We start from the raw sequence: 22,241 nt of genomic DNA, 5'->3' as shown, positions 1-22,241 counted from the left end.
ATAAGAATAAAAAAGACTTTTTTATCGGACTTGCGATCATCATCGTATTCATCTTTTTATATAAAATTGGATGGATCACCACTTTGCGCCCGATGCGTCATTATTAAGCATTATCTTAACCGTAATAGCCTTACTTAACATCGCTGTTCTTTAATCCAATAATTTCCAATCGCGCCCAATTTGCACAAAGTTAGGTAACTTATCACTTTGCATGACATTATTCTCTTGATCTACGGCAAACTTTGTCCATAGTTCAATTTGATCTGGATCAATCATTTCATAAAAGGTAAATTCACCAAGTGCAGCTTCTAAGGCTGTATCATTTGCAACAAGATCATGCAAAGCACCACCTTTTGCTAATGGCGATGGTTCGACTAGAATGCATTCACCTTTAATTTTGCTACCACTTAAATCAAAAAAAGAAAATTTCATTGTTATTTTCACTTAAATTAAAAATTTTGAAAAATATAGCACACAATTGATCAGTAATTATGATTGCTTTTATAGCAATCTACGCAGGATAAAAGTTTTTTACTGAACCCATAGCATTCATTTTATATTTGCACTGATACAACCATACTTTTATTTATCTTTCTTAGCTTGGGTTAAACTGTAGAGAATCAACTCTTTGATTAAATGAAAGAATAAAGGAATGTTAAAAATAAAGACGATCACCATAAATATGATCGCAATGATTGATAATGCTAAATCGAAATTCGCCAGTTGCTCTAATGGCTCTGTATAAACGTTTAATAGCAAAAATAGTGCGAGGGTGTTAATCAATAGTAATATGCTCACAATAACTGCGTACTTTTTATTTTCAAAAGATATTTCATTCAAAAACAATGTCATTATTGATCCACTATAAGTGCATGATATCAAAGCGATGAAATACAACATAAATGTAAATGATTTCAATAAAGGCATTAGATTTAGCGCAGCATAAGCAATAACAAAACCAAGAATAATTTTGAATATAACTGTAGCGATTCTTTGCATATTCTATGAACCAGATGAATTATCGTTTTATTATTTTTAGTGTTTAAAATGGTGCGCTCTGCGGGACTCGAACCCACGCCACAGGCTTCGGAAACCTGTACTCTATCCAGTTGAGCTAAGAGCGCATCTTTTGAATGGGCACATCATAACAAAAAATCATACTAGGTAAAGCATTTATAAAACAACTTGCTCAATTGCTGAGCAGGCTCTATACAACATCCTATATATGCAATGCAGAATTCCACCTAACTCACTTGGTTTATTGTTTGAGATCGCTCACAATACACACTCCAAAAACCAAGTGAGAATTTCATGACTGATGCGCTGACGTTAAGAGATTTATCGAAAACCTATCGCAATGGGTTCCAAGCACTCAAAGGAATCAATTTAACTGTTCCAGAAGGTGAGTTTTATGCACTCTTAGGACCAAACGGTGCGGGTAAATCCACAACAATCGGGATCATCAGTTCACTAACCCGTAAAACATCGGGTACAGTTGAAATTTTTGGGCATAATTTAGATACTCACCCATCCGATGCAAAACAATGCTTAGGTGTCGTTCCACAAGAGTTTAACTTTGGTCAATTTGAAAAAACTTTTGATATTTTAGTGACCCAAGCGGGTTATTACGGCATTCCGAAAAAGATCGCAGAACAACGTGCAGAACATTATCTAGAAAAATTAGGGCTTTGGGAAAAACGTAATACCCAAGGTCGTATGCTGTCTGGTGGTATGAAACGCCGTTTAATGATTGCTCGTGCCATGATGCATGAACCGAAATTGCTAATTCTCGATGAACCGACTGCGGGTGTCGACATTGAACTACGTCGCTCAATGTGGGACTTCCTCACCGAGATGAATGAGAATGGTACTTCTATTATTTTGACTACACATTATTTAGAAGAAGCTGAAATGTTGTGTCGTCAGATTGCGATTATTGACCGCGGTGTAATTAAAGAAGACACCTCGATGAAATCATTCTTGACGCAATTGACCGAAGAATCTTTTATTTTCGATTTAGAACATCCGATTGAACCATTGAATATTGAAATTATTGGTTTGAAATTTAATTTGGTTGATCCTTTAACTTTAGAAGTCACGATGGATCAAGCGCATTCTTTAAATGATTTATTCCAACTTTTAGAATCTCAAGGCATTCGTGTACGCAGTATGCGTAATAAATCGAACCGCTTAGAAGAACTATTTGTGAAAATGGTTGAGAAGAATCTTGAAGGAGCAGCACAATGAATTTCACCCAACTCCGTGTTGCACTCTACACCCTAGTTTATAAAGAAATTCGCCGCTTTATGCGGATTTGGCCACAAACTTTATTACCGCCTGCGATCACCATGAGCTTGTACTTTGTGATCTTTGGTAATTTGGTCGGTTCTCGCATTGGTCAAATGGGTGGATTCAGCTATATGCAATTCATCGTACCAGGCTTGATCATGATGGCTATTATTACCAATAGTTATGCCAACGTATCATCTAGCTTCTTTAGCGCTAAATTCCAAAAAAGCATCGAAGAACTGATCATGAGCCCTGTGCCTTTACACATGGTGCTATGTGGTTATGTGATTGGCGGTGTTTGTCGTGGTGTACTTGTCGGTGCAATCGTGACAGCAATGAGTTTATTTTTCACTGATTTAGCGATTCATAATATTTTCGTGACGATATATACAGTCATTGTGACTTCCCTATTATTCTCTTTAGGTGGGTTTATCAATGCGGTTTATGCCAAATCATTTGATGATATTTCAATTATCCCTACATTTGTTTTAACACCACTGACTTATTTAGGTGGTGTATTCTATTCAATTAGTGCTTTAAGCCCATTTTGGCAAAATCTCTCTTTAGTTAACCCGATTGTATATATGGTCAATGCATTCCGTTTCGGGATCTTAGGTCATAGCGATGTCAATGTTTCGTTGTCTTTAATCATCGTGACACTTTGCTGTGGCGTACTTTACGGTATTGCTTACTATTTACTTTCTCGTGGTTCAGGAATGCGTGAATAATGTCTGTCGAACTTTCTTTATTAGGTAAAGACACCAATTACCCTACAACTTATCAACCTGACATCCTTTTCCCGATCTCGCGTGCAGAAGCACGTGAGCAATATGCGCATGTCGATGGCATATATAAAGGAAAGGATTGGTGGCATGTTTTCGAAATTTCTTGGTTAAATGCCAAAGGGATTCCACAAGTTGCGATTGGTCGTATTGCGCTACCTGCAACATCGCCGAATTTAATCGAGTCAAAATCATTAAAGCTCTACTTCAATAGTATGAACTTCACCCAGTTTGATTCGCAACAAGCTTTTATTCACACCGTTGAAAAAGACTTGTCCAATGCAGCGCAAGCACCTGTGACCTTGACACTCTTTCCAGTCGATGAATTGAACATTGCCAAACCACAAGGCATTTGTATTGATGATCAAGAACCTGACCGCTTAGTCAATCATCCTGATGCAAGTCTTTTGGCATTGGATAATCAGGCGAATGAATCTGCGGAAAGCATTGATATTCAACTATATTCTCACTTACTCAGAAGTAATTGTCCTGTGACAGGTCAGCCAGATTGGGGCACTGTTTTTATCCGTTATCAAGGCAATAAACCTTGTTATCGGAGCATTTTAGCTTATATTATCTCTTATCGTCAGCATAACGGTTTCCACGAACAATGTGTGGAGCAAATCTTTGCCGATATTTGGCAAAATTTAAAACCTGAAAAGTTGATGGTTTATGCAACGTATACACGTCGTGGTGGTTTAGACATTAACCCTTGCCGTGTATCTGATGAATCATGGATGCCAAGCCCAATCCGATTGGCGCGACAATAAAACATTGAGGTTGAACACATGCCTTTTTTTGGTTTTGTACCTTCTGAAGAACTATTAAAGAACATTCAGACAGGTATCGAGAAAAAAAACTCTAACGAACCACTTTATCCTTTACGTGATCAAACAGCTTTGCTTATTAATGAAGAAATTATTGATACGCTTTTAGTTGAACTTGTTCGTCGCTTTCCAGAGAGTGACAAACGTGACACAGCTGAAAAACTTGCTGGATATGTAAAATCTACTGTTGCGGTTTTACTTAAGCAGTTATTGAGTAAAGCGGATAATAACGTTGTACGTGCTTCTGTAGAGTTTTCTGAACGTAGCTTATTTAAAGATCCGCAAGGGCAATTCCGCGTTGGTGAATCTTTAGATGCAAATTTAATTACCAATTTAAAGAATAGTTTTGCAGAGGTTGCATCAGCTGGCGATACTAATCGTGCCGTACTGTCTGAACAAATGAAGCAATTTGCAGATGCAACCATTAATCACTTCATGCGTGACTTCAACAAAACCTTAGATTTAGGCATGATCAAACGTAAAGGTGCAGATATTGGCGCGGCTGCGGTGGGTAAAGCTGTGCATATTGCAATTGATAAATTGATTCCAAGCTTAAATAAGGTTGAAATCAAAGCAGTTGCTGAATATTACGACACTTTATTTTTTAATTGATCGTTAAAATTTAATTGTTTTTTTTAATGAATAAGAATGCTCTCCATGATGAGGGCATTTTTATTTGCAATCGTGTTCACTTTAACACCTTACTTATTATCAATTAAAAATCATAAGCTTAAAATTATTTAAGCAATCAATAAATAGAAAATAATCGCTTTAGTTTAATTTGTCACAATAGCAGTAACATTGGCAACTTAAAACATCCTTAATTCTTGCTTTTTAACATATTCAATTTGCTCATGAATAGCCGTAAACCATTGACTTCAACATTTACCATACGTTGCCATCAATAGGGATTGTGATAGCATGCCCGAGACTCATTTTTATTGCACCAAAACAGACCAATGGATCCAAACGCTCAATATAAATTTTTACGGCAAGCACCTCGTGATGGTCTCAGCACATCCCAACTCCCTTCTCGTTGGCAAAAACTACATATTGACCCCTGGTTAAGTCTATTTTTACTTTTAAATGCCTTACTTGGTCTGACAGTACTTTATAGTGCCTCTGCGCAAGATATGGGGTTGGTCTCTAAACAAGCCATGAGTTTTGGAATCGGTTTTTTGGTCATGTTTGCCTTGGCGCAAGTACCACCCAAAGTTTACCAAGCTTTTGCGCCCTACTTTTACTTGTTTGGAATTGTATGCCTTGTCGCAGTCAAACTCTTCGGTGAAGTCCGTATGGGTGCGCAGCGTTGGATCGGAATCCCTGGTTTTGGCAGTGTGCAGCCCAGTGAATTTTTAAAAGTGGGAATGCCGTTGATGATTGCGTGGTTTTTAGCACGTAACCCTTTACCGCCAAGTTTTAAAAATGTATTCCTTTCTTTAATTATGATTGGAATTCCTTTTATCCTTATTGCAGAACAACCTGACTTAGGAACGTCACTACTTATCTTAGCCAGTGGTATTTTCGTGCTCTTTTTGAGTGGTCTGTCTTGGACGATGATTTTAGGTGCAATTGGTGCTGTCGCACTCATTATTCCCATTGCATGGCAATTTTTACTACATGACTATCAACGGCAACGTGTACTGACTTTAATCAACCCTGAAGCCGATGCCTTGGGCACAGGTTGGAACATTATTCAATCAAAAACCGCCATTGGTTCAGGTGGTTTTACTGGACGTGGTTACTTGGAAGGTACGCAGTCCCACTTACATTTTTTACCAGAAGGTCATACAGACTTTATTATTGCAGCATTTTCTGAAGAGTTTGGGCTGATTGGTATATTGCTTTTGATTACGATCTATTTTTGTATTATTTTTAGGACCTTCCAAATCAGTCTACAATGCTTTCATAACTTTGGTCGCCTAGTCGCAGGCACATTTGCTTTGTCATTTTTTGTTTATGTATTTGTAAATGCAGGCATGGTCAGTGGTATCTTACCTATTGTCGGTGTGCCATTACCATTTATGAGTTATGGCGGTACTGCTATTATTACCTTGATGGCGACTTTTGGCATCGTGATGTCGATTCATACACATCGTTAATCTTAATATTCGTTGCCCCAACCATCGGTAACTTTCACTTAAAGTCATTTTCAACATAAAGAATTAGGAAATATAACCTATGTTTAATTTAGGTTTTTTACAAAAGGTCAGAAATATATCTTTTTGTGCAGCTGCTTTTTCAGTGACCAGTTTTTGCCAAGCCAATGATTTTGCAAATAGCCCTGAATATAACAACTTTAAAGCAAAAACCATGCAAACCTATGGTTTAAGCAACGAACAAGTCGATTGGGCAATGAATGGTTCTCGCAACTTACCCAATATTATTAAGATTATGGATCGTCCAGGTGAAAGTAAACCTTGGTATCAATATAAAACTAACTTTTTAGCTGAAGGTACGATTCAAAAAGGCGTACGTTTTCAAAACCAATATGCAGATACCCTAAATCGCGCAGAACAGCAGTTTGGTGTGCCTCAGGAGATCATTCTTGGGATTTTAGGTGTAGAAACTGGATATGGGGCAAATAAAGGCTCATTCATCACTCGTGATGCACTTGCAACACTCGGATTTGGTTATCCACGTCGTGCGCAATACTTCCAAGATGAACTGGCGGCACTCATCGCTTGGTCATATAAAGATGGTGTTCCAGCAAATTCGATTGTAGGTTCTTATGCAGGCGCTGTTGGCTACCCACAATTCATGCCAAGTAATATTCCAAAGTTTGGTGTGGACTATGATGGCAATGGGCACGTAGATTTACGTAATTCAGCAGTAGATGCTATTGGTTCCATTGCAAACTATCTTGCACAAAATGGTTGGCAACGCGATCAACCGATTGCATTTTTAGCGCGTTATACAGGAACCAATCCTGAATCAATTATCGCGAAAGATCTCACTCAACCTGTTCCCTATGGCTCAATAAAAAATTTAGGCATCGCACCGCTGAATCCTGCGGTCAAAATTGATGATCTTGATTTGGTCAATGTTATTCAATTACAAGATGATTTTGGACCTATTTACTACATCACTTATCCAAATTTTCAGGTCATTACCACCTATAATAAAAGTCGCATGTACGCAACTGCGTTATGGCTTTTAGGGACTGAGATTACAAGCCGTTAGTGCTTGTAATTTCCTACACAACAAATAAGTCAAGAAATATATTCAATAAATTGGGTGTATTTCATACAAATTAAATATCTTGTTACATTATTGTTTATTTTTCAATCAAAACCTGTAAGAATTTGTCCTTTTTGTAACTATTATTTAAATAATACTAGACACTTTTATGATAGCTTGAATATTATCCTTTTCGTTAAATGCAGTTGCAAAAGTGAATTTACAGACCTCGTATGGTTAATTTTCAGCGACTTAGAAAGTTAAACATGGGGTTCCAAGGAGTTAAACGATGCATGCTTCACTCAAATATATGATAGCCCTGACCATGGGTTTGAGTATGACGCAAGTCAACTCAGAAATGGTTCAGTCATCATATTTAAACAATGATTCTGAAAGTTCGAGCTTGGCTTCTCGTGTGATTAGCAAAGACTCAACGAATTTTAATTCGCACTTTTCAAACCTAAACAGTTTGTCAATTACTGAACGTTCTGCCGACAAAGTTCGTCGTCAAACTATTGCAGCAAAAATTCAAGTACCTGAAGATGAGCCTTCAGTAATTGATAAACTTAATGAAGTTGCTTCAAACACAGTTCGCAAATTTAGCCAAACTGGTGTTGCATCTTGGTACGGTCGTCAATTCCACGGTCGTAAAACAGCAAGTGGTGAAACATTCGACATGAATGAATTAACTGCTGCCCATCGTAGCCTGCCATTGAACTGTTTTATTCGTGTGACGAATAAAGACAATGGTAAAAGTGTCGTGGTAAAAGTAAACGACCGCGGTCCATTCCACGGTAACCGTGTACTTGACCTCTCTTATGGCGCTGCGAAACGTTTAGGTATTACAAATTCAGGAACAGGACGCGTGAGCATTGAACGCGTTGATGGTCCAAACTCGTAAATCACGACTGCATGCGTTTAACGAAGCCACTTTTTAAGTGGCTTTTTTAATGCTTCACCAAATCCACGTTTAGCATTGTAAATCTAGCTTACATATTTACATGTCCGATTTGCCCCCTTAACTGTGTCATACATTCCCCTTTTCTTTCGCTTCATTCAAGTTAAAATCAGAATAGATGTACAGGACGTACCCTTCAAAATAAAACTGAAAATAACAATGTGAGCGAGACATGGATTCAAAGCACTCTGTTTCTATCGGAAAAAATCCAGCACTTGCAAAAACAAGAAAAGTGATCGCTTTAGGCTTTGCCACTCAAGGTTTGGGATATGCCACGGTAATGACCGCACTCCCGACATTTAAAAATCGTTTTAAACTCTCTGAAGACCTACTTTCAATCATTATTTTAGGTGTCTGTATCGCAGCAGCACTGGGCTCAATCCTTGCAGATCGCCTTGCTGTAAAACTCGGTTCAAGATTTGCCATCGTGATAGCTTTTATTTTTGAAGCAATCGGAATTGCTGTTGCGGCATTCAGTTCAAGTGTTACAATCATGGTTGCCAGTTTTCTACTGTACGGACTTGGACTCGGGTGTTTAGATGCTGCTTTAAACATGCAAGCCGTGATGGTGGAGCAACGTCTTGGGAAAAGTGCATTAGGCGGTTTCTTTGCTTGTTATACCGCAGCCGCTTTTTTAGGTGCCATGATCATGTCTGCAACAGTGTCGACAAGCTTTGGCGCGACCACAGCATTATTCATTGCTGTAACTATTGCCCTCGTGACTGCACTGTGTTCTAAAAAATGGCTTTTTCAACAGAAAGAAAATGCTGCTGTTATCTCAGAAACCAAAAATCCTATTCCACAAAAACAATTATGGATTTTTGGTCTAATCATACTCATTGCATTTACGGTTGATTCTGCGATCAGCACTTGGAGTTCAATCTACCTGAAAGATGTATTGGCAAGTTCAGCAACAGTTGCCCCACTTGGTTATGCAGCTTATCAAATCGGTATTCTCATTACTCGGTTAAGCTTAGATTTTATTTTAAAATTTAAAAATGCTGCATGGCTTGCTGTCACAACGATTTTAATTGGTGCAATCGGTTGTGCGATCGCAGGAATTGGACATTCTCTCACCTTTGCAATTTTAGGTTTTGCACTCGCTGGCGTTGCTGTGGGTGCTTTAGTTCCACTGACTTTTTCTGCCGCAGGACGTTTGGATGAAAATCGCCGTGATGAAATCATCGCACGAGTGAATATTTTCAACTATGGCGGCGCTGTCGCAGGTGCGGTCATCGTCGGTTTACTAGCGGCCCCGATTGGCTATGGCCCATCGTTCATCGCTTTGGCACTTTGTTTACTGGCTTTGCTACTTTTTAGAAAAAAGTTGATATAGTTCAAGCCGTATTCATACGATGCAAACCTTACATCCTCACACAATAAAATAGATGAATAATAATCCTATTTCCTATACTTGGATTGAATTGTTTGTTAGTTTAATCAAGATAAGTCATTAGATATATTCAAATAGAGCAGTACTAAAAGTTAGGGGTGAGTCATTATGTTTCAGTGGAATTCATTCAAACTCGGTCAATTCATTGCACCTATCATTTGCATAAGCAGTTTTAGCCTTTTGTGTGCCTGTACCCATTTCTCGCAAACTCAAAATAATGCACAGCCCAATGTCACAATCCCCCCAAACACATCGAGCAAACTTTTTTATGGTGGCTCGATTTTGACCATGCAAGGAATGTCTCCCCACTATGTGGAAGCGCTCTTAATCAGTGACGGAAAAATCACTTATGCAGGAAGTCTAAAACAAGCAAAACAGCTCAAACAAAACAACACTGAAGAAATCAATCTTAATCAACACACCCTTTTACCTGGATTTATTGATGCACATAGCCATTTAAATAGTGTGGGGCTACAACAAACGGTTGCTAATCTCTACCCTACCCCAGATGGAACAGTGACCAATATTGCTTCGTTAATCCAAGCCATGAAAGACTGGCAAGCAAAAAACCCAGCATTTATTCAAGCCGCTTCAGGTTGGATCATTGGCAATGGTTATGATGATGCTCAAATTGATGAGAAACGCCACCCCACTGCGGATGATTTAGACAAAGTATCAACTACACAACCGATTATCATCTTGCATCAATCTGGGCATCTCGCTTCAGTCAACCATAAAGCCTTAGAAATTTTAAAAATAAATAAAGATACACCAAATCCTGATGGTGGCATTATTCGTCGTAAAAACAATAGCCAAGAGCCCGATGGAGTTCTAGAGGAATCCGCTGTATTTTCTGCAATGGGCTTTGCTTTTAGCAAAGTTCCCCCTGAAATCATGCAAAATATGGCGAAGACTGCTTTAAAAACCTATATTCAAAATGGTTATACCACTGTACAAGAGGGTCGTGCAGATGCGGGAACTTCTGAAATGTGGCGTAGTTTTGCCGATATAGGTCAACTCCCCATAGATGTCGTGGTCTATCCTGACATTATGAATGAAAAAGCGTATATGCTTAAAAATGGCAGTAGCTTGAATTACCAAAACCATTTTCGAATTGGTGGGGTGAAAATTAGTCTAGATGGTTCACCACAAGGTAAAACAGCATGGCTCACAAAGCCCTATCTAATTCCACCTGAAGGCAAAGCCAAGCACTATCGTGGTTACCCTGCTTATCCAAATATCAAAACTGTGCAAGATGCGATTAACTTAGCCTATCAAAATCATTGGCAAATTTTGGCGCATGCCAATGGTGATGCTGCAATAGACCAATATATTCAAACAATTGAATCCGCAAATGCGCAATATGGTAAACAAGATCGTCGTAATGTCATCATTCATGCGCAAACCATGCGTGAAGACCAGTTAGATCGTGCAAAAGATTTAGGTCTAATTCCATCTTTCTTCTCCTTGCATACATATTACTGGGGAGATTGGCATAAACATGAAACGTTAGGTGCTGAACGGGCGAATCGTATTTCCCCAACAGGCTCTGCTTTAAAACGTGGCATAATTTTTACTGAACATCATGATGCTCCTGTCATTCCACCGAAAAACATGATGGTGATAGATGCGACAGTCAATCGAAGCACACGCTCAGGTGATGTATTGGGTGAAGAGCAAAAAGTTAGCCCGTATATTGCTTTAAAAACGGTCACAGATTGGGCGGCATACCAATATTTTGAGGACAAAACCAAAGGCACGTTAGAACAAGGGAAATTGGCTGATTTAGTGGTTTTGGATCAAGATCCACTGAAAGTTCCATCTCAACGCATCAAAGACATTAAAATTGTCGCAACCTATAAGGAAGGTCAAAAAATTTACCCCTTAGCGCAACCCACTCAACAGTAAAAACGCAAAGAAGAACACAACATGAAGCTTCAGAAAATAATAAAAAGAAAAACTTTAGCGAATCACATGATTGCAAGCATGTGCGTACACCTTTCTATCGGATACGCACATGCAGGGTCTGAAATTTTCAAACCTACTTTTCCGCAATATGATCCCTCACCCAATATTCACTATGCGATGAAAATTGAAAATATCGGAATGGTGCAGTTGAAACGAAATAAAGTCGCAGCAGTCGGTGTCGCAATTGCGAATCCATTTTCTGATGATGAAAAGTACTACCGTGATTATGACGATTGCAAAGTTAAATCTTGTAAGCTCAATTTTGATTTGTCAGATTCACTTTCATCTAAATTCAAAATTGTTTATTTTCCGGGAATTGGTGAAATATTAGCGCCTAAAGATTGGAAAATCATGAACGCAGATATGGGGCCGTCAGGTGTTGCATCTGCAATGTTGATGAGTCCAAAACAAGATGAAGCCATCACTGTATATAATTCTTCAATTTGTGCGGGCTGTGGTATGCGTCCTGCAACGCTTTATTTTCCGAATTTAATCAAAGAAAGTGTCAAAAATGAATATGGATATGTCAGCGACCCACATAAATATCTCGCCATTGTTCGACCACGAAAAAATTTAGCGTATTTTAGCTATCAAATTCCAAACTACCCGAATAAAACACACGGCATCGCCTACTACTATTCAGATGGTGATTTTAATTTTCAAGAAATCCAAGTGACGTTAAAACCACAGAATCAGGCTTTAGCAACACCGATTCTGAATTTCTACCAAGCAACACATTAAAGTATTTAATTGACCTTAAATACAGCACTTATTGTCAGTTGAGATTTTGACCATATTTCGGTTCTGGTATATATTTTCAAACAAGATAGAAAAACGATTACACAAGGATAGAACGATGAAAACAATCACTGAATGGTTTGATGAATATAGCGAAAGCCATCAAAACAAAACCAATAAGATGATTCACTGGGCTTGTGTTCCTGCAATTCTATTTGCCATCATTGGTATTTTGGCTCACTTTAGCGCGACACTCACGGCATTGATCATTGTGCTGACCTTAGTATTTTATGCACGCTTAGATCTCGTTTTAGCCGTTGCGATGGTCGCACTTGTTGCTATTATGGCGTGGGTGATTTACTTACTTCCAGTTGGCGTAGGATTCTATATTGGCGTTTTTGTTCTGGCTTGGATTGGACAATTTTATGGTCATAAAGTTGAAGGAAAGAAACCGTCTTTCTTTAAAGACCTCCAATTCCTCCTCATTGGCCCTGTATGGTGCATGGATGCCTATTTAGCTAAAGTACTGCCTAAATGGAAAACACGCCAAAAACTGGCTGTTTAACGCAAAATAAGCGTAAGGGAAATTTTCAACAAAATTTCCCTGCTTTTCTATCAATTCAATAGATAAAATAAACCATAAAAACACAATAAACTTAACCCAAGATTTAGCAAAATTTTCTTGGAAATAAGTGCCAAAATTACACAAATCACTGCCGTTAAAAAATAAGCATCTAATGGCAAACTACGGAATTGATCACCATTAAAAAATACAATCGGTGCACAAATCGCGGTCAGTAAACACGGTGCTGAATACTGCAACATCTGTTCAATAAATTGAGGCAATTTGAAGGCAAATTTAGGTTCAAGAAAAATATAACGATTTAGAAATACAATCACCGCCAAACTGAGCAATAAAGTCCACGTCATTGTTGCGCTCCTTTATTTACCGTGCCGATAATTTTTGCCGTATACATTGCACTCAACATCCCGAGAATGCCTGACAGCACAAGTCCACCCTCAAATTGGAAATATTTAAAAATACAAGCAGAGAATAGAGTTGCAACTACACCAACCAATGTCGATTTATTCTTAATCATTGGGACAATAATCAGAATAAATACAGCGACAATCGAAAAATCTAAATGTAAACTTTCTAAATTCGGGATAGATTGAGCAAGTAAAATACCCAACAAACTAAATAAGCACCAAGCCAAATAGAAACATAAACCTGCACCAAATAGATAAGCAAATGTACGTTGCTTATTTTCACCAATCCCAACAGCAAATAATTCGTCGGTTAATAGAAATCCAATACCCAAGCGCTGTTTTAAGGGAAACTGTACAACATCTTTGCGAAAGTTCAGCGCATAAATCAGATGTTGACTGGTTAAAAAGAATATCGTGATCAGAATCGTCCATACTGAAGCATCTGCCATCACCAATCCCAAACTCACCAATTGTGCTGCGCCCGCAAAGACTACAGCCGACATGGAAAATGCCTGAGCAAAAGTTAGTCCAGCATTGATCGCCATTGAACCAGCAAGAATTCCCCACGGCAAAACCGCAATGGATAAAGGTAAAATATCAAGCACACCTTGGAAAAAGGCTTTTTTATTGAGGACTGATTGAGATTGTATCTCAATACTACACGGTTCGGATTGACTGCTCATTTCTAAAATCTCAAACGCTAGACAGTTTGAGTATCTTGGAAATACTTGCTGATGACTTGAACAAAATTGCTATTTAGGATTTTCAAGAATAAAAATTGCGCCAAAGCAAATTATAAATTCAAAGTACTCAAATACTGCGTAGGTGTCACACCCATTGCTTTTTTAAAATGCCGATTAAAATGACTTTGATCCGAAAATCCACAATTTTGCGCAGTCATTGCGATATTCATGCCCTGTTTTAGTAATTGTTGCGCTTTACGTAAACGAATTTGTACTAGCCAACTATGCGGAGGCAAACCTGTATATTTTTTAAACTCACGTAAAAAATGCCAAGGACTCAGCCCCACATGATTGGCTAAATCCGTCAGTGAATAATCATGTTCAGGAAAACTGCTTAATAAATCTTTGACCAACTCAACTTTACGCTGTGCTTCAGGCAATTCTGCTTGGGTTAATTTGGCACGACCATAACGACCAATCAATCGCGCCAATGTGGATAAATACATGCTTTCCTTTAACAAGGCATTGTCTTTTTGTTCTAATAAATCAAAGAGTAATGATAGTTGTTGCGCAAGTCCAATATCATGCACAACCGCATTGGGAAACCACGGCACGCTATTTTTAACAGTGAAAAAATCTTGTCCTGCATCCAATAACATCTCAGGTGTTGGATAAATCGCACGATATTTCCAACCCGATTCAACCGCAGATGAACCTGTATGAATTTCATCTGCATTGACTAAAATAATATCGCCTTTCGGTGCTGTATGTAACTGTCCAGTCCGAAAAAAACTTTGCGCACCCTCTTCAATCACACCGATGCAATAACCTTCATGCACATGCTTTGAAAATTGCTTTTGATGATATTGCGCTTTTAATAGCTCTAATCCACCCAATTCTTTTAGGTGGAAATAGTTTGCCCACTCCAGCATGCCTTCGATTCAAATATTTTACTGACGCTTTAAAATAGCATGCTTAGACACAAGGTATAGAACAAAATTGCTATCGCAAGATAAATTTAAAACCAGTGGTTTAGGTCTTTTGGTAATTCTCAACTCATTGATAGGTTTTTCCATCGTGCTTCAACCATCCATTCGTATGGCGACGACTTGGATCATGATGTGTCCAATGCATTACTCCACCTTGGTTGCTATATTCATACTCACCAAAAAACTCCACCATATCACCTTTTTTCAAATTCTCAATACGTGGCGCTAAATCAATATTATGTGCGACTAGTACGGTTAAACCATTATCTAAAGAAAGAATGAATTTTTGGTGACGTGAACCTTCGTTATCATCTCTTAATATTGCTTTAACTTTACCAATAGATTGAACCTGAACATTGCTAAGTTTTTTATCATAGGCTTTACGAATAACCTCTAAGCCATGCTGATTTTGACTGTTTGAATGTGATTCAATATCTGTATGAGTCGCTTGAGTCTGTGTATTTTTAGAATTATCAATTTGATGCTGTTGAGAAGATTCGGCTTGAGCTTGCGAATTGTTTTTTGATTGATTGGAGTCCATACCAAAATACGCTGCTGCCAATAATGCGATTGCAGCACCAATGCCGAGTTGAGTTTTATTCGCCATAAAATATGTGTCTAAACAATTTGATCTTTATAATTATACGAGAATCATCAACTTGATTTGTAATAAATCCGTTTTTAAATACAGCTTACAGCGACATCATATATTTAAAAATTCTGATACAAAAAAAACCCCTCAACAGTGAGGGGTTCTTTCATTCTACTGAATCAGTAAAATTATTGAGCAGCAGCGGCAGCTTGAGCAGCAGCAACTTCGTCAGCGAAGCTCATTTCTGCTTTTTTCTCAATACCTTCACCTACTTGGAAGCGAACGAATTGAGCAACTGTAGTACCTGTAGCTTTAAGTACGTCAGCAACTTTTTTCTCGTTGTCGATTACGTACATTTGACGCTCAAGTACAACTTCGTTCAAGTATTTTTCAACTGAACCAGTCACCATTTTTTCAACGATGTTCGCTGGTTTACCAGATTCGATCGCTTTTGCTTCTGCAATTTCTTTCTCTTTCGCGATAAGCTCAGCGGAAACGCCTTCAGCAGTAACAGCAACTGGGTTAAATGCAGCAACGTGCATTGCAACGCCTTTACCAGTTTCAGCATCACCTGCGTAAGAAACTACAACACCGATACGTAAACCGTGTTTGTAAACTGCAAGGTTGTCGCCTTCAACGATTGTTGCACGACGAACTTGGATGTTTTCACCGATTTTTTGAACAAGTGCAATACGCGCTTCTTCTACAGTTGAACCGTCAGCAAGTTTCAATTCAGCAATTTTAGCAGCGTCAGTTTCGTTTGCAGCCAAAGCAGCAGCAGCAACTTGTGCAGAGAAACCAGCAAAGTTTTCGTCTTTAGCAACGAAGTCAGTTTGACAGTTTACTTCTAAAAGAAGTGCTTTGTTGCCTTCTTGAGCAATTGTGATTGCGCCATCAGCAGCAATGTTACCAGCTTTTTTAGCTGCTTTTGCTTGACCAGATTTACGAAGGTTATCAATCGCTAATTCGATGTCACCGTCTGCTTCTGTTAATGCTTTTTTGCATTCCATCATTGCAAGACCAGTACGGTCACGTAATTCTTTTACCATGCTCGCAGTAACTGCAGTCATGTTGTTCTCCTAAATACGGGTAGAATATGAATCTGTTCAACAAAAACGGCCCAAAGGTACCTCTGGGCCGTTTTGCTTTCTCGACGCTCAATTTGTCATCATTTTAAATCACAAAAATGACAAGCTTGCGTCAAAAACGCATTAAGCCTCAGGAGCTTCTTTCGCAGCTTCTTCGCCTTTAGCTTGAGCATTTGCTTGAGTTTGAGCGTATTCTTTACCAGCAAGAATCGCATCAGCCATAGCAGAAGCATAAAGAGTTACAGCACGGATCGCATCATCGTTACCAGGAATAACGAAATCTACGTTATCTGGGTTAGAGTTTGTATCAACGATACCGATTACTGGAATACCAAGGTTCTTAGCTTCTTTAATAGCGATCGCTTCGTGATCAACATCGATGATGAACAATGCGTCAGGTAAACCACCCATGTTCTTAACACCGCCTAAAGAGCGTTCAAGTTTTTCCATTTCACGAGTACGTTCTAATGCTTCACGTTTAGTAAGTTTAGCAAAAGTACCATCTTGTGATTGAGTTTGAAGATCTTTCAAACGGTTGATTGACTGACGAAGAGTTTTCCAGTTAGTCAACATACCACCCAACCAACGGTGATCTACATAAGGTTGACCAGCGCGTTGAGCTTGTTCACGGATGATGTTAGAAGCAGCACGTTTAGTACCAACGAACAATACTTTGTTCTTTTTGCTTGCTAGGTTGTTAACGAAATTCAAAGCATCGTTTAACGCAGGAACAGTGTGTTCAAGGTTGATGATGTGAATGCGGTTACGCGCACCAAAAATGTATTGACGCATTTTTGGGTTCCAGAAGCGAGTTTGGTGACCAAAATGCGCGCCAGCTGTAAGAAGGTCGCGCATGCTTACGTTGTAATCTGCCATTTTCTATATACCTTAAAGTTTGGGTTAGGCCTCCATATGTCCAGCATTCTCCACCCTTACGGGCACCCAGAGATATGTGACGACATATGTGCGGATTTTTAAATTACCCTGATCAATATTTCCGTAAACCTTTCATAAAGAAAGTAACAGAAAGCATTTGATAATTTGGGCGGCTATTTATACCATAGTCACATACAAATTTCCAAAAGTTTTTAAAGATCATGAACAGTACTTACGAAGCTCCCCGTCGATTAATCAAAACCGCAGATGAAATTGAAAAAATGCGCGTTGCTGGTCGCTTGGCTGCAGAAGTTTTGGATATGATCAAACCGCATATCAAACCAGGTGTTTCTACACTTGAATTGGATACGATTTGTCATGACTATATTGTCAATAAGCAAGATGCGATTCCTGCTTGTTTAGGTTATGGCGCGGCACCTGGTCGTCCAGCGTTTCAACATGTCATTTGTACTTCTGTGAACCATGTGGTTTGTCATGGGATTCCATCTGAAAGTAAAATTTTGAAAAAAGGCGATATTCTCAATATTGATGTGACTGTGATTAAAGATGGTTATCACGGCGATACCAACATGATGTACATCGTGGGCGGTGAAACGTCTATTATTGCAGATCGCCTATGTAAAGTTGCCCAAGAAGCCATGTACCGTGGTATGGAAACAGTAAAACCAGGTTCAACGATTGGTGATATTGGTGCTGCCATTCAAAAATATGTTGAATCAGAACGTTTCAGTGTAGTTCGTGAATATTGCGGTCACGGCATCGGGACTGTTTTTCATGATGAGCCTCAAGTACTTCATTATGGTCAAAACAATACAGGGATGGTCTTAGAAGAAGGCATGACCTTCACCATCGAACCGATGGTCAATGCAGGTGTTTGGCAGACTCGTTTAATGGGTGACAAATGGACTGTTGTGACTAAAGACCATAGTTTGTCTGCACAGTATGAACACACCCTACTGGTCACTAAAGATGGTGTTGAAGTGCTTACTGCTCGCCCAGAAGAAGATTTATCTCGCTTCCAAAAATAAGTAAGTCATTGACTTAAGCAGCATATCGAATTGAAAAAAAGGTCATCTTAGGATGATCTTTTTCATTTTTAAATAGATAACAATTAAACTTAATAATATGATTTAATTTAATTAATTTATAAACTTTATAAAAAGTAAAATGTAATATTCTTGTAAAATAGTTACCTAAAGCCATTCATTCTTCAACCAATAATGAATAAAACCGTAAAAAAATAACATTCACTAAATAAAAAGCCTTCTAATGCCTACATAAATTTACCCTCAATAATTTTAATAATAAAAACCTATAAAAATTAGTATCAATTTCGGACATGGAGTCCAATCTATGAAAAAAACGTTATTTTGTATTGCAACAGCGTGTTCTGCTGTTCCAGCCATGAGCTATGCCGATTCACCTTATTTTAGTTTTAAAGATGGTGATGGATTTAAGCGTTTTTCCGTATCTGTGGGCGCACTTTATGTAAAGCCAACAGGTAAAGCACAGCCCATTCAGATCAACACTTCTGTTGCCGAAGGTGAAAAAACCAAAGTGGGTGATGTAAAAATGGATTCAGTACTTGGTGCTATTGATGAAAGCAAACCCAATGCAACAACTAAAAAAAACCTATTAAAGACAGCGGTTGATTTAGATTTATTAGGGTTGATCTCGTATAAAGAAGGAGACACTAAATATTTAAAATCGAATGTCTCAGGTGAAGCTACAATTAATGGTCTTTCACAATGGGAAGCTCAAGGAACGGGTTTAGAAGCGGATGATGTCGCGACACTAGGGATCATGTCTAATTATTTCTTTACCGATAATATCTCACTCGAAGTTAAAGCTGGTCTCCCTCCCAAAGTAGATATTATTGGTAAAGGTCAAATCTACGCACCACTCACAGGCATTGCCTCACCGACTGGTGTTGGAGCAATTATTGGTGATTTACCACTGAAGAAGGATATTGCTATTACAGATCTCAGTGCACAGGATAAAGCTGCTTCTGCACGCGCTTGGACACCTGCTTTTGAATTTCAATATCACTTTGGCAAAACAGGTGTAAATAAATTCCGCCCTTATATTGGCGTCGGGATGATGTATGCATATTTTAACGAATTAGAATTAAATAAAACCATTGAACAAGATTTAATCAATGCAGGTCACATGTTGATTAATATGAAAGACAATCAAGCAGGCGCAGCCTTAGATGGTAAGAAAAGTTCGGGTAATCCTAAAGTTAAACTCGAAGCAGATGATGCATTTGCCCCTGTAGCCACAGTAGGTTTTACTTATGATTTTAATGACCGCTGGTTTGCAGTAGGTTCTGTGTCTTATGCTCAGCTAAAAGGTAAAACTCAAATCACCATTTCTGATGAAAAATATGGCGAACTTATTAATGCCAAAACAGACATCGAGATTAATCCAATTTTAGGTTATGCAGGCGTCGGCTATCGTTTTTAACCTAATTTGATCAGACTAAGTATCTCGTAGTGCAATAAATAATCATCTATTTTTATCTAAAATTTAATATAAAAACCATATAGTTAGACTATTTGGTTTTTATTTTTTGGCAATTTGTTTCATAAACTGACATTTATTAACAATAAGTTAACTTTTTTATAAAACGCACTTAACAAAAGTAACCAACTGTATTTTAAACACTTTTTTTTAAATAAAATCAAAAGTCCGTTATGCCCCCCATGTGGCTTAAAAATACACCCTCCTTATCATCTGTAACTTCTTCTTTAATGAATTCTCTTTGAAAAATAAATTGAATCAAAAAAAGAGAAGGACATCTCAATGAAAACTTCAAAAATTTTTATGGCATTGATGCTTATTCCAACAGTGTCATTTGCTAAATCCCCATTGTTTAGCATGAAAGAAGGTGATGGTTTTAAACGCTTTTCAATTTCCGCTGGTTGGCTCCATGTTATGCCTCAAGGTAAAACAAATCCGATCAGAGTAACAACGCCAATTCAAGAAAAAACACGTGTAAAAGTTGGTGAAGTCTCAGTGGATTCGGTAAAAACATCCATCGATACCTCAACCGATGAAGGGAAAAAACAATATGCCAAATTTGAAAGTATTTTAGGTGTAGGTGAATTTTTTCAATTGATTAAAAATGGTGTGTTACCTGCCAACTTGAGTGGTGAGTCTGAAATCAATGGTTTATCTCAATGGACAGCAGCAGATACAGGTCTCGAACCACAAGATGTAGATACACTTGGAATCATGTCGAAATATCAATTTACTGACAACTGGGCACTTGAAATGAAAGGCGGAATTCCCCCAAAAGTTGATATTAAAGGTAAAGGTAAAATTTATTCACCGATGCGTGGAACAGCCTTTCCAAGTGATACTTCTAAGTTCTTCGGCTTAGGTGAAATGCCATTAAAAAAGGATATTTTTATCACTGACCTATCAGCACAAGACGTTGTTTCTACGGCACGTGCTTGGACACCTGCATTTGAACTGCAATATCAATTTGGCAAATCAGGAGTCAATAAGTTCCGACCTTATCTAGGTGTCGGTGTGATGTACGCATACTTCAATGAATTAAAAACCCACCCTGCTGTGCAGGCAGATTTAATCGCTTCTGGGCATATGGTGCAAAATATTCTCGATAATAAAGCAGGTGCATCACTCGATAAAAAAACTTCATCTGCTAATCCAAAAATCAAAGTCAAAGCTGATGATGCCTTTGCCCCAATTGTCACTGCTGGATTTACTTATGACATCACACCAAGTTGGTTCGCGGTTGCTTCGGTATCCTATGCCAAATTAAGCAATGATATTAGTATCGACGTGGTCAATCAAAATAATGGTCAAGTTTTAAATCATGCCACTACAACCATTGATACAGATCCATTATTAACCTACATGGGTATTGGTTATCGTTATTAAACTTCAGCAACGATACTATAATCATAAGAAGAACAAATACGATGTATTTGTTCTTCATTTCAAACAATTGCGGATGACGTTATCGTGTATCCACTTTTATGATAAAGCAAAAGGTATTTATTACTGCGGAATATCCGTTATTCTGTCGTTTGAGATTGAATCAAAAAATCTTTGACTGTATCCAAAATATTCAACGCCAAATCATGGTCAACAGATCTAGCCAAAGTCAGTGCACCAGACAATAAACTGAGCTGAATAATCGCTTGTTCTGAAAGTTGAGTATTTTCATGCTTAGGATCATTTAATGTTGTTAAAATTTTTAATAAAGTTTCAACACCTTGATGAAATGTTTGCTTGACTGCCTTTCCCTCCTCTTCTCTTGCTACATCCATTGACAAAGAAGATAGAGGACAACTTTTTCCTGGATCTGCTAAATTTTTTTCAGATAAATATCGCGTAAAAATTAGATCAAGCGCCTCATGTTCAGAACCTGTCTCCGCAATAATACTGTTCCACTTTTGTTCAGATTGCCGAAAAGTATCTTTGCAAGCAATGTCAATTAACTCATCTTTATTTTGAAAATGTTTATAAAAACCGCCATGTGTTAATCCAACAGCTTTCATAAGATCAGAAACACTCACAGAAAAACCTTTATCACGGATTAACTGAGAAGATATATTTTCAATATTTTTACGATTTTCTTGCGCTAATTGCTTTGAGACACGAGGCATAGTCACTATTCCCAATCAGAATTTCATTTACTCACTGAGCCAATCAGCTTGAGCCTGTACATTTTTCAAATAAAAAAATGTATTTTTATTATAGATTATGATTATAATCTATTTACTGTATTTTTGTATAATCAGTTTCAGAATTGCTCCATAAAATATTCCAACCTATTATTCAAAAACCATCAGTTGATTATCAACAATGTCTAAAAATGCTTAGTTTACAATGT

23 protein-coding genes and 1 tRNA gene are annotated in these 22,241 nt (G+C 38.1%); 14 read left to right on the top strand and 10 right to left on the bottom strand.

The annotated features are described in order from the left end of the window. Nucleotides 1–150: 150 nt before the first annotated feature. The 3 genes from EXE09_RS08785 to EXE09_RS08775 form a co-directional block, all read right to left on the bottom strand. A complete protein-coding gene (locus EXE09_RS08785; protein ID WP_068973958.1) occupies nt 151–432 on the bottom strand; it encodes a hypothetical protein in 282 nt (93 codons plus the stop codon). A 150-nt stretch (nt 433–582) separates the two neighbouring features. Continuing rightward, on the bottom strand, nt 583–999 hold the full coding sequence (locus EXE09_RS08780; protein WP_130117010.1) for a hypothetical protein: 417 nt from the start codon (nt 997–999) through the stop codon (nt 583–585). A 49-nt stretch (nt 1,000–1,048) separates the two neighbouring features. After that, nucleotides 1,049–1,124 (bottom strand) — tRNA-Arg (locus tag EXE09_RS08775). Between the two features lie 187 nt (nt 1,125–1,311). On the opposite strand from EXE09_RS08775, the gene EXE09_RS08770 reads away from it, so the two are divergent. The 11 genes from EXE09_RS08770 to EXE09_RS08720 all read left to right on the top strand — a co-directional run bounded on the left by EXE09_RS08770 (nt 1,312) and on the right by EXE09_RS08720 (nt 12,700). Beyond that, nucleotides 1,312–2,247: an ABC transporter ATP-binding protein gene (locus tag EXE09_RS08770; RefSeq protein ID WP_068973956.1), complete on the top strand. Its 936-nt coding sequence runs from the start codon at nt 1,312–1,314 to the stop codon at nt 2,245–2,247. Continuing rightward, complete coding sequence (locus EXE09_RS08765; protein WP_087552960.1) at nt 2,244–3,017, top strand: ABC transporter permease; 774 nt, start codon at nt 2,244–2,246, stop codon at nt 3,015–3,017. Before EXE09_RS08770 ends, EXE09_RS08765 begins: the two co-directional genes overlap by 4 nt. Next, nucleotides 3,017–3,841, top strand: a complete 825-nt coding sequence (queF, locus tag EXE09_RS08760; RefSeq protein WP_130117009.1) for an NADPH-dependent 7-cyano-7-deazaguanine reductase QueF — start codon at nt 3,017–3,019, stop codon at nt 3,839–3,841. Before EXE09_RS08765 ends, queF begins: the two co-directional genes overlap by 1 nt. A gap of 18 nt (nt 3,842–3,859) precedes the next feature. Next, entirely contained in the window at nt 3,860–4,510 is a 651-nt protein-coding gene (locus EXE09_RS08755) for a hypothetical protein (RefSeq protein WP_068973953.1), read from the top strand. A 347-nt stretch (nt 4,511–4,857) separates the two neighbouring features. Continuing rightward, on the top strand, nt 4,858–6,000 hold the full coding sequence (gene rodA, locus EXE09_RS08750; RefSeq protein WP_130117008.1) for a rod shape-determining protein RodA: 1,143 nt from the start codon (nt 4,858–4,860) through the stop codon (nt 5,998–6,000). A gap of 79 nt (nt 6,001–6,079) precedes the next feature. Continuing rightward, a complete protein-coding gene (gene mltB / locus EXE09_RS08745; protein ID WP_068973951.1) occupies nt 6,080–7,081 on the top strand; it encodes a lytic murein transglycosylase B in 1,002 nt (333 codons plus the stop codon). Between the two features lie 286 nt (nt 7,082–7,367). Beyond that, a complete protein-coding gene (locus tag EXE09_RS08740; protein WP_068973950.1) occupies nt 7,368–7,979 on the top strand; it encodes a septal ring lytic transglycosylase RlpA family protein in 612 nt (203 codons plus the stop codon). A gap of 229 nt (nt 7,980–8,208) precedes the next feature. Beyond that, on the top strand, nt 8,209–9,372 hold the full coding sequence (locus EXE09_RS08735) for an MFS transporter (protein ID WP_130117007.1): 1,164 nt from the start codon (nt 8,209–8,211) through the stop codon (nt 9,370–9,372). Nucleotides 9,373–9,537: 165 nt separating this feature from the next. Further along, nucleotides 9,538–11,337: an amidohydrolase gene (locus tag EXE09_RS08730; protein ID WP_130117006.1), complete on the top strand. Its 1,800-nt coding sequence runs from the start codon at nt 9,538–9,540 to the stop codon at nt 11,335–11,337. Nucleotides 11,338–11,403: 66 nt separating this feature from the next. Next, a complete protein-coding gene (locus tag EXE09_RS08725) occupies nt 11,404–12,138 on the top strand; it encodes a DUF4850 domain-containing protein (RefSeq protein WP_130117025.1) in 735 nt (244 codons plus the stop codon). A gap of 115 nt (nt 12,139–12,253) precedes the next feature. After that, nucleotides 12,254–12,700, top strand: coding sequence for a DUF962 domain-containing protein (locus EXE09_RS08720; RefSeq protein ID WP_068973946.1), 447 nt, complete (start codon nt 12,254–12,256; stop codon nt 12,698–12,700). Between the two features lie 50 nt (nt 12,701–12,750). Here the strand turns inward: EXE09_RS08720 and EXE09_RS08715 are convergent, their stop codons facing one another. From EXE09_RS08715 to rpsB, 6 genes are all read right to left on the bottom strand, one after another. Beyond that, nucleotides 12,751–13,065 carry an AzlD domain-containing protein gene (locus EXE09_RS08715; RefSeq protein WP_130114205.1) on the bottom strand — a complete coding sequence of 105 codons (315 nt, stop codon included), beginning with the start codon at nt 13,063–13,065 and terminating at the stop codon, nt 12,751–12,753. Continuing rightward, entirely contained in the window at nt 13,062–13,808 is a 747-nt protein-coding gene (locus tag EXE09_RS08710) for an AzlC family ABC transporter permease (RefSeq protein WP_130117005.1), read from the bottom strand. Before EXE09_RS08710 ends, EXE09_RS08715 begins: the two co-directional genes overlap by 4 nt. Before the next feature lie 110 nt (nt 13,809–13,918). Then, on the bottom strand, nt 13,919–14,740 hold the full coding sequence (locus EXE09_RS08705) for an AraC family transcriptional regulator (protein ID WP_130117004.1): 822 nt from the start codon (nt 14,738–14,740) through the stop codon (nt 13,919–13,921). Between the two features lie 124 nt (nt 14,741–14,864). Then, the gene (locus EXE09_RS08700) at nt 14,865–15,404 is read right to left on the bottom strand and encodes a DUF3465 domain-containing protein (RefSeq protein ID WP_130117003.1); all 540 of its coding nucleotides are present in this window, start codon (nt 15,402–15,404) and stop codon (nt 14,865–14,867) included. Between the two features lie 173 nt (nt 15,405–15,577). Continuing rightward, a complete protein-coding gene (tsf, locus tag EXE09_RS08695) occupies nt 15,578–16,459 on the bottom strand; it encodes a translation elongation factor Ts (protein WP_068973941.1) in 882 nt (293 codons plus the stop codon). 141 nt (nt 16,460–16,600) lie between these two features. Continuing rightward, nucleotides 16,601–17,353 (bottom strand): 30S ribosomal protein S2, encoded by a 753-nt coding sequence (rpsB, locus tag EXE09_RS08690; protein WP_068973940.1) that lies wholly within the window; start codon nt 17,351–17,353, stop codon nt 16,601–16,603. Nucleotides 17,354–17,574: 221 nt separating this feature from the next. Here rpsB and map point away from each other — a divergent pair, with 221 nt between their 5' ends. From map to EXE09_RS08675, 3 genes are all read left to right on the top strand, one after another. Then, nucleotides 17,575–18,402, top strand: a complete 828-nt coding sequence (gene map / locus EXE09_RS08685) for a type I methionyl aminopeptidase (RefSeq protein ID WP_068973939.1) — start codon at nt 17,575–17,577, stop codon at nt 18,400–18,402. A 325-nt stretch (nt 18,403–18,727) separates the two neighbouring features. Further along, entirely contained in the window at nt 18,728–19,840 is a 1,113-nt protein-coding gene (locus EXE09_RS08680) for an OmpW/AlkL family protein (RefSeq protein WP_130117002.1), read from the top strand. Between the two features lie 339 nt (nt 19,841–20,179). Continuing rightward, a complete protein-coding gene (locus EXE09_RS08675) occupies nt 20,180–21,283 on the top strand; it encodes an OmpW/AlkL family protein (protein WP_068973937.1) in 1,104 nt (367 codons plus the stop codon). A gap of 137 nt (nt 21,284–21,420) precedes the next feature. On the opposite strand, the gene EXE09_RS08670 is transcribed toward EXE09_RS08675, so the two are convergent. Beyond that, nucleotides 21,421–22,014 (bottom strand): TetR/AcrR family transcriptional regulator, encoded by a 594-nt coding sequence (locus tag EXE09_RS08670; protein WP_130117001.1) that lies wholly within the window; start codon nt 22,012–22,014, stop codon nt 21,421–21,423. Between the last annotated feature and the right edge of the window lie 227 nt (nt 22,015–22,241).

Source organism: Acinetobacter sp. WCHAc060025, assembly GCF_004209355.1.
Taxonomy (GTDB): domain Bacteria; phylum Pseudomonadota; class Gammaproteobacteria; order Pseudomonadales; family Moraxellaceae; genus Acinetobacter; species Acinetobacter wuhouensis.
The sequence above is the reverse complement of the archived record's forward strand: the minus strand, read 5'-3'. Positions and strand labels throughout refer to the sequence as shown.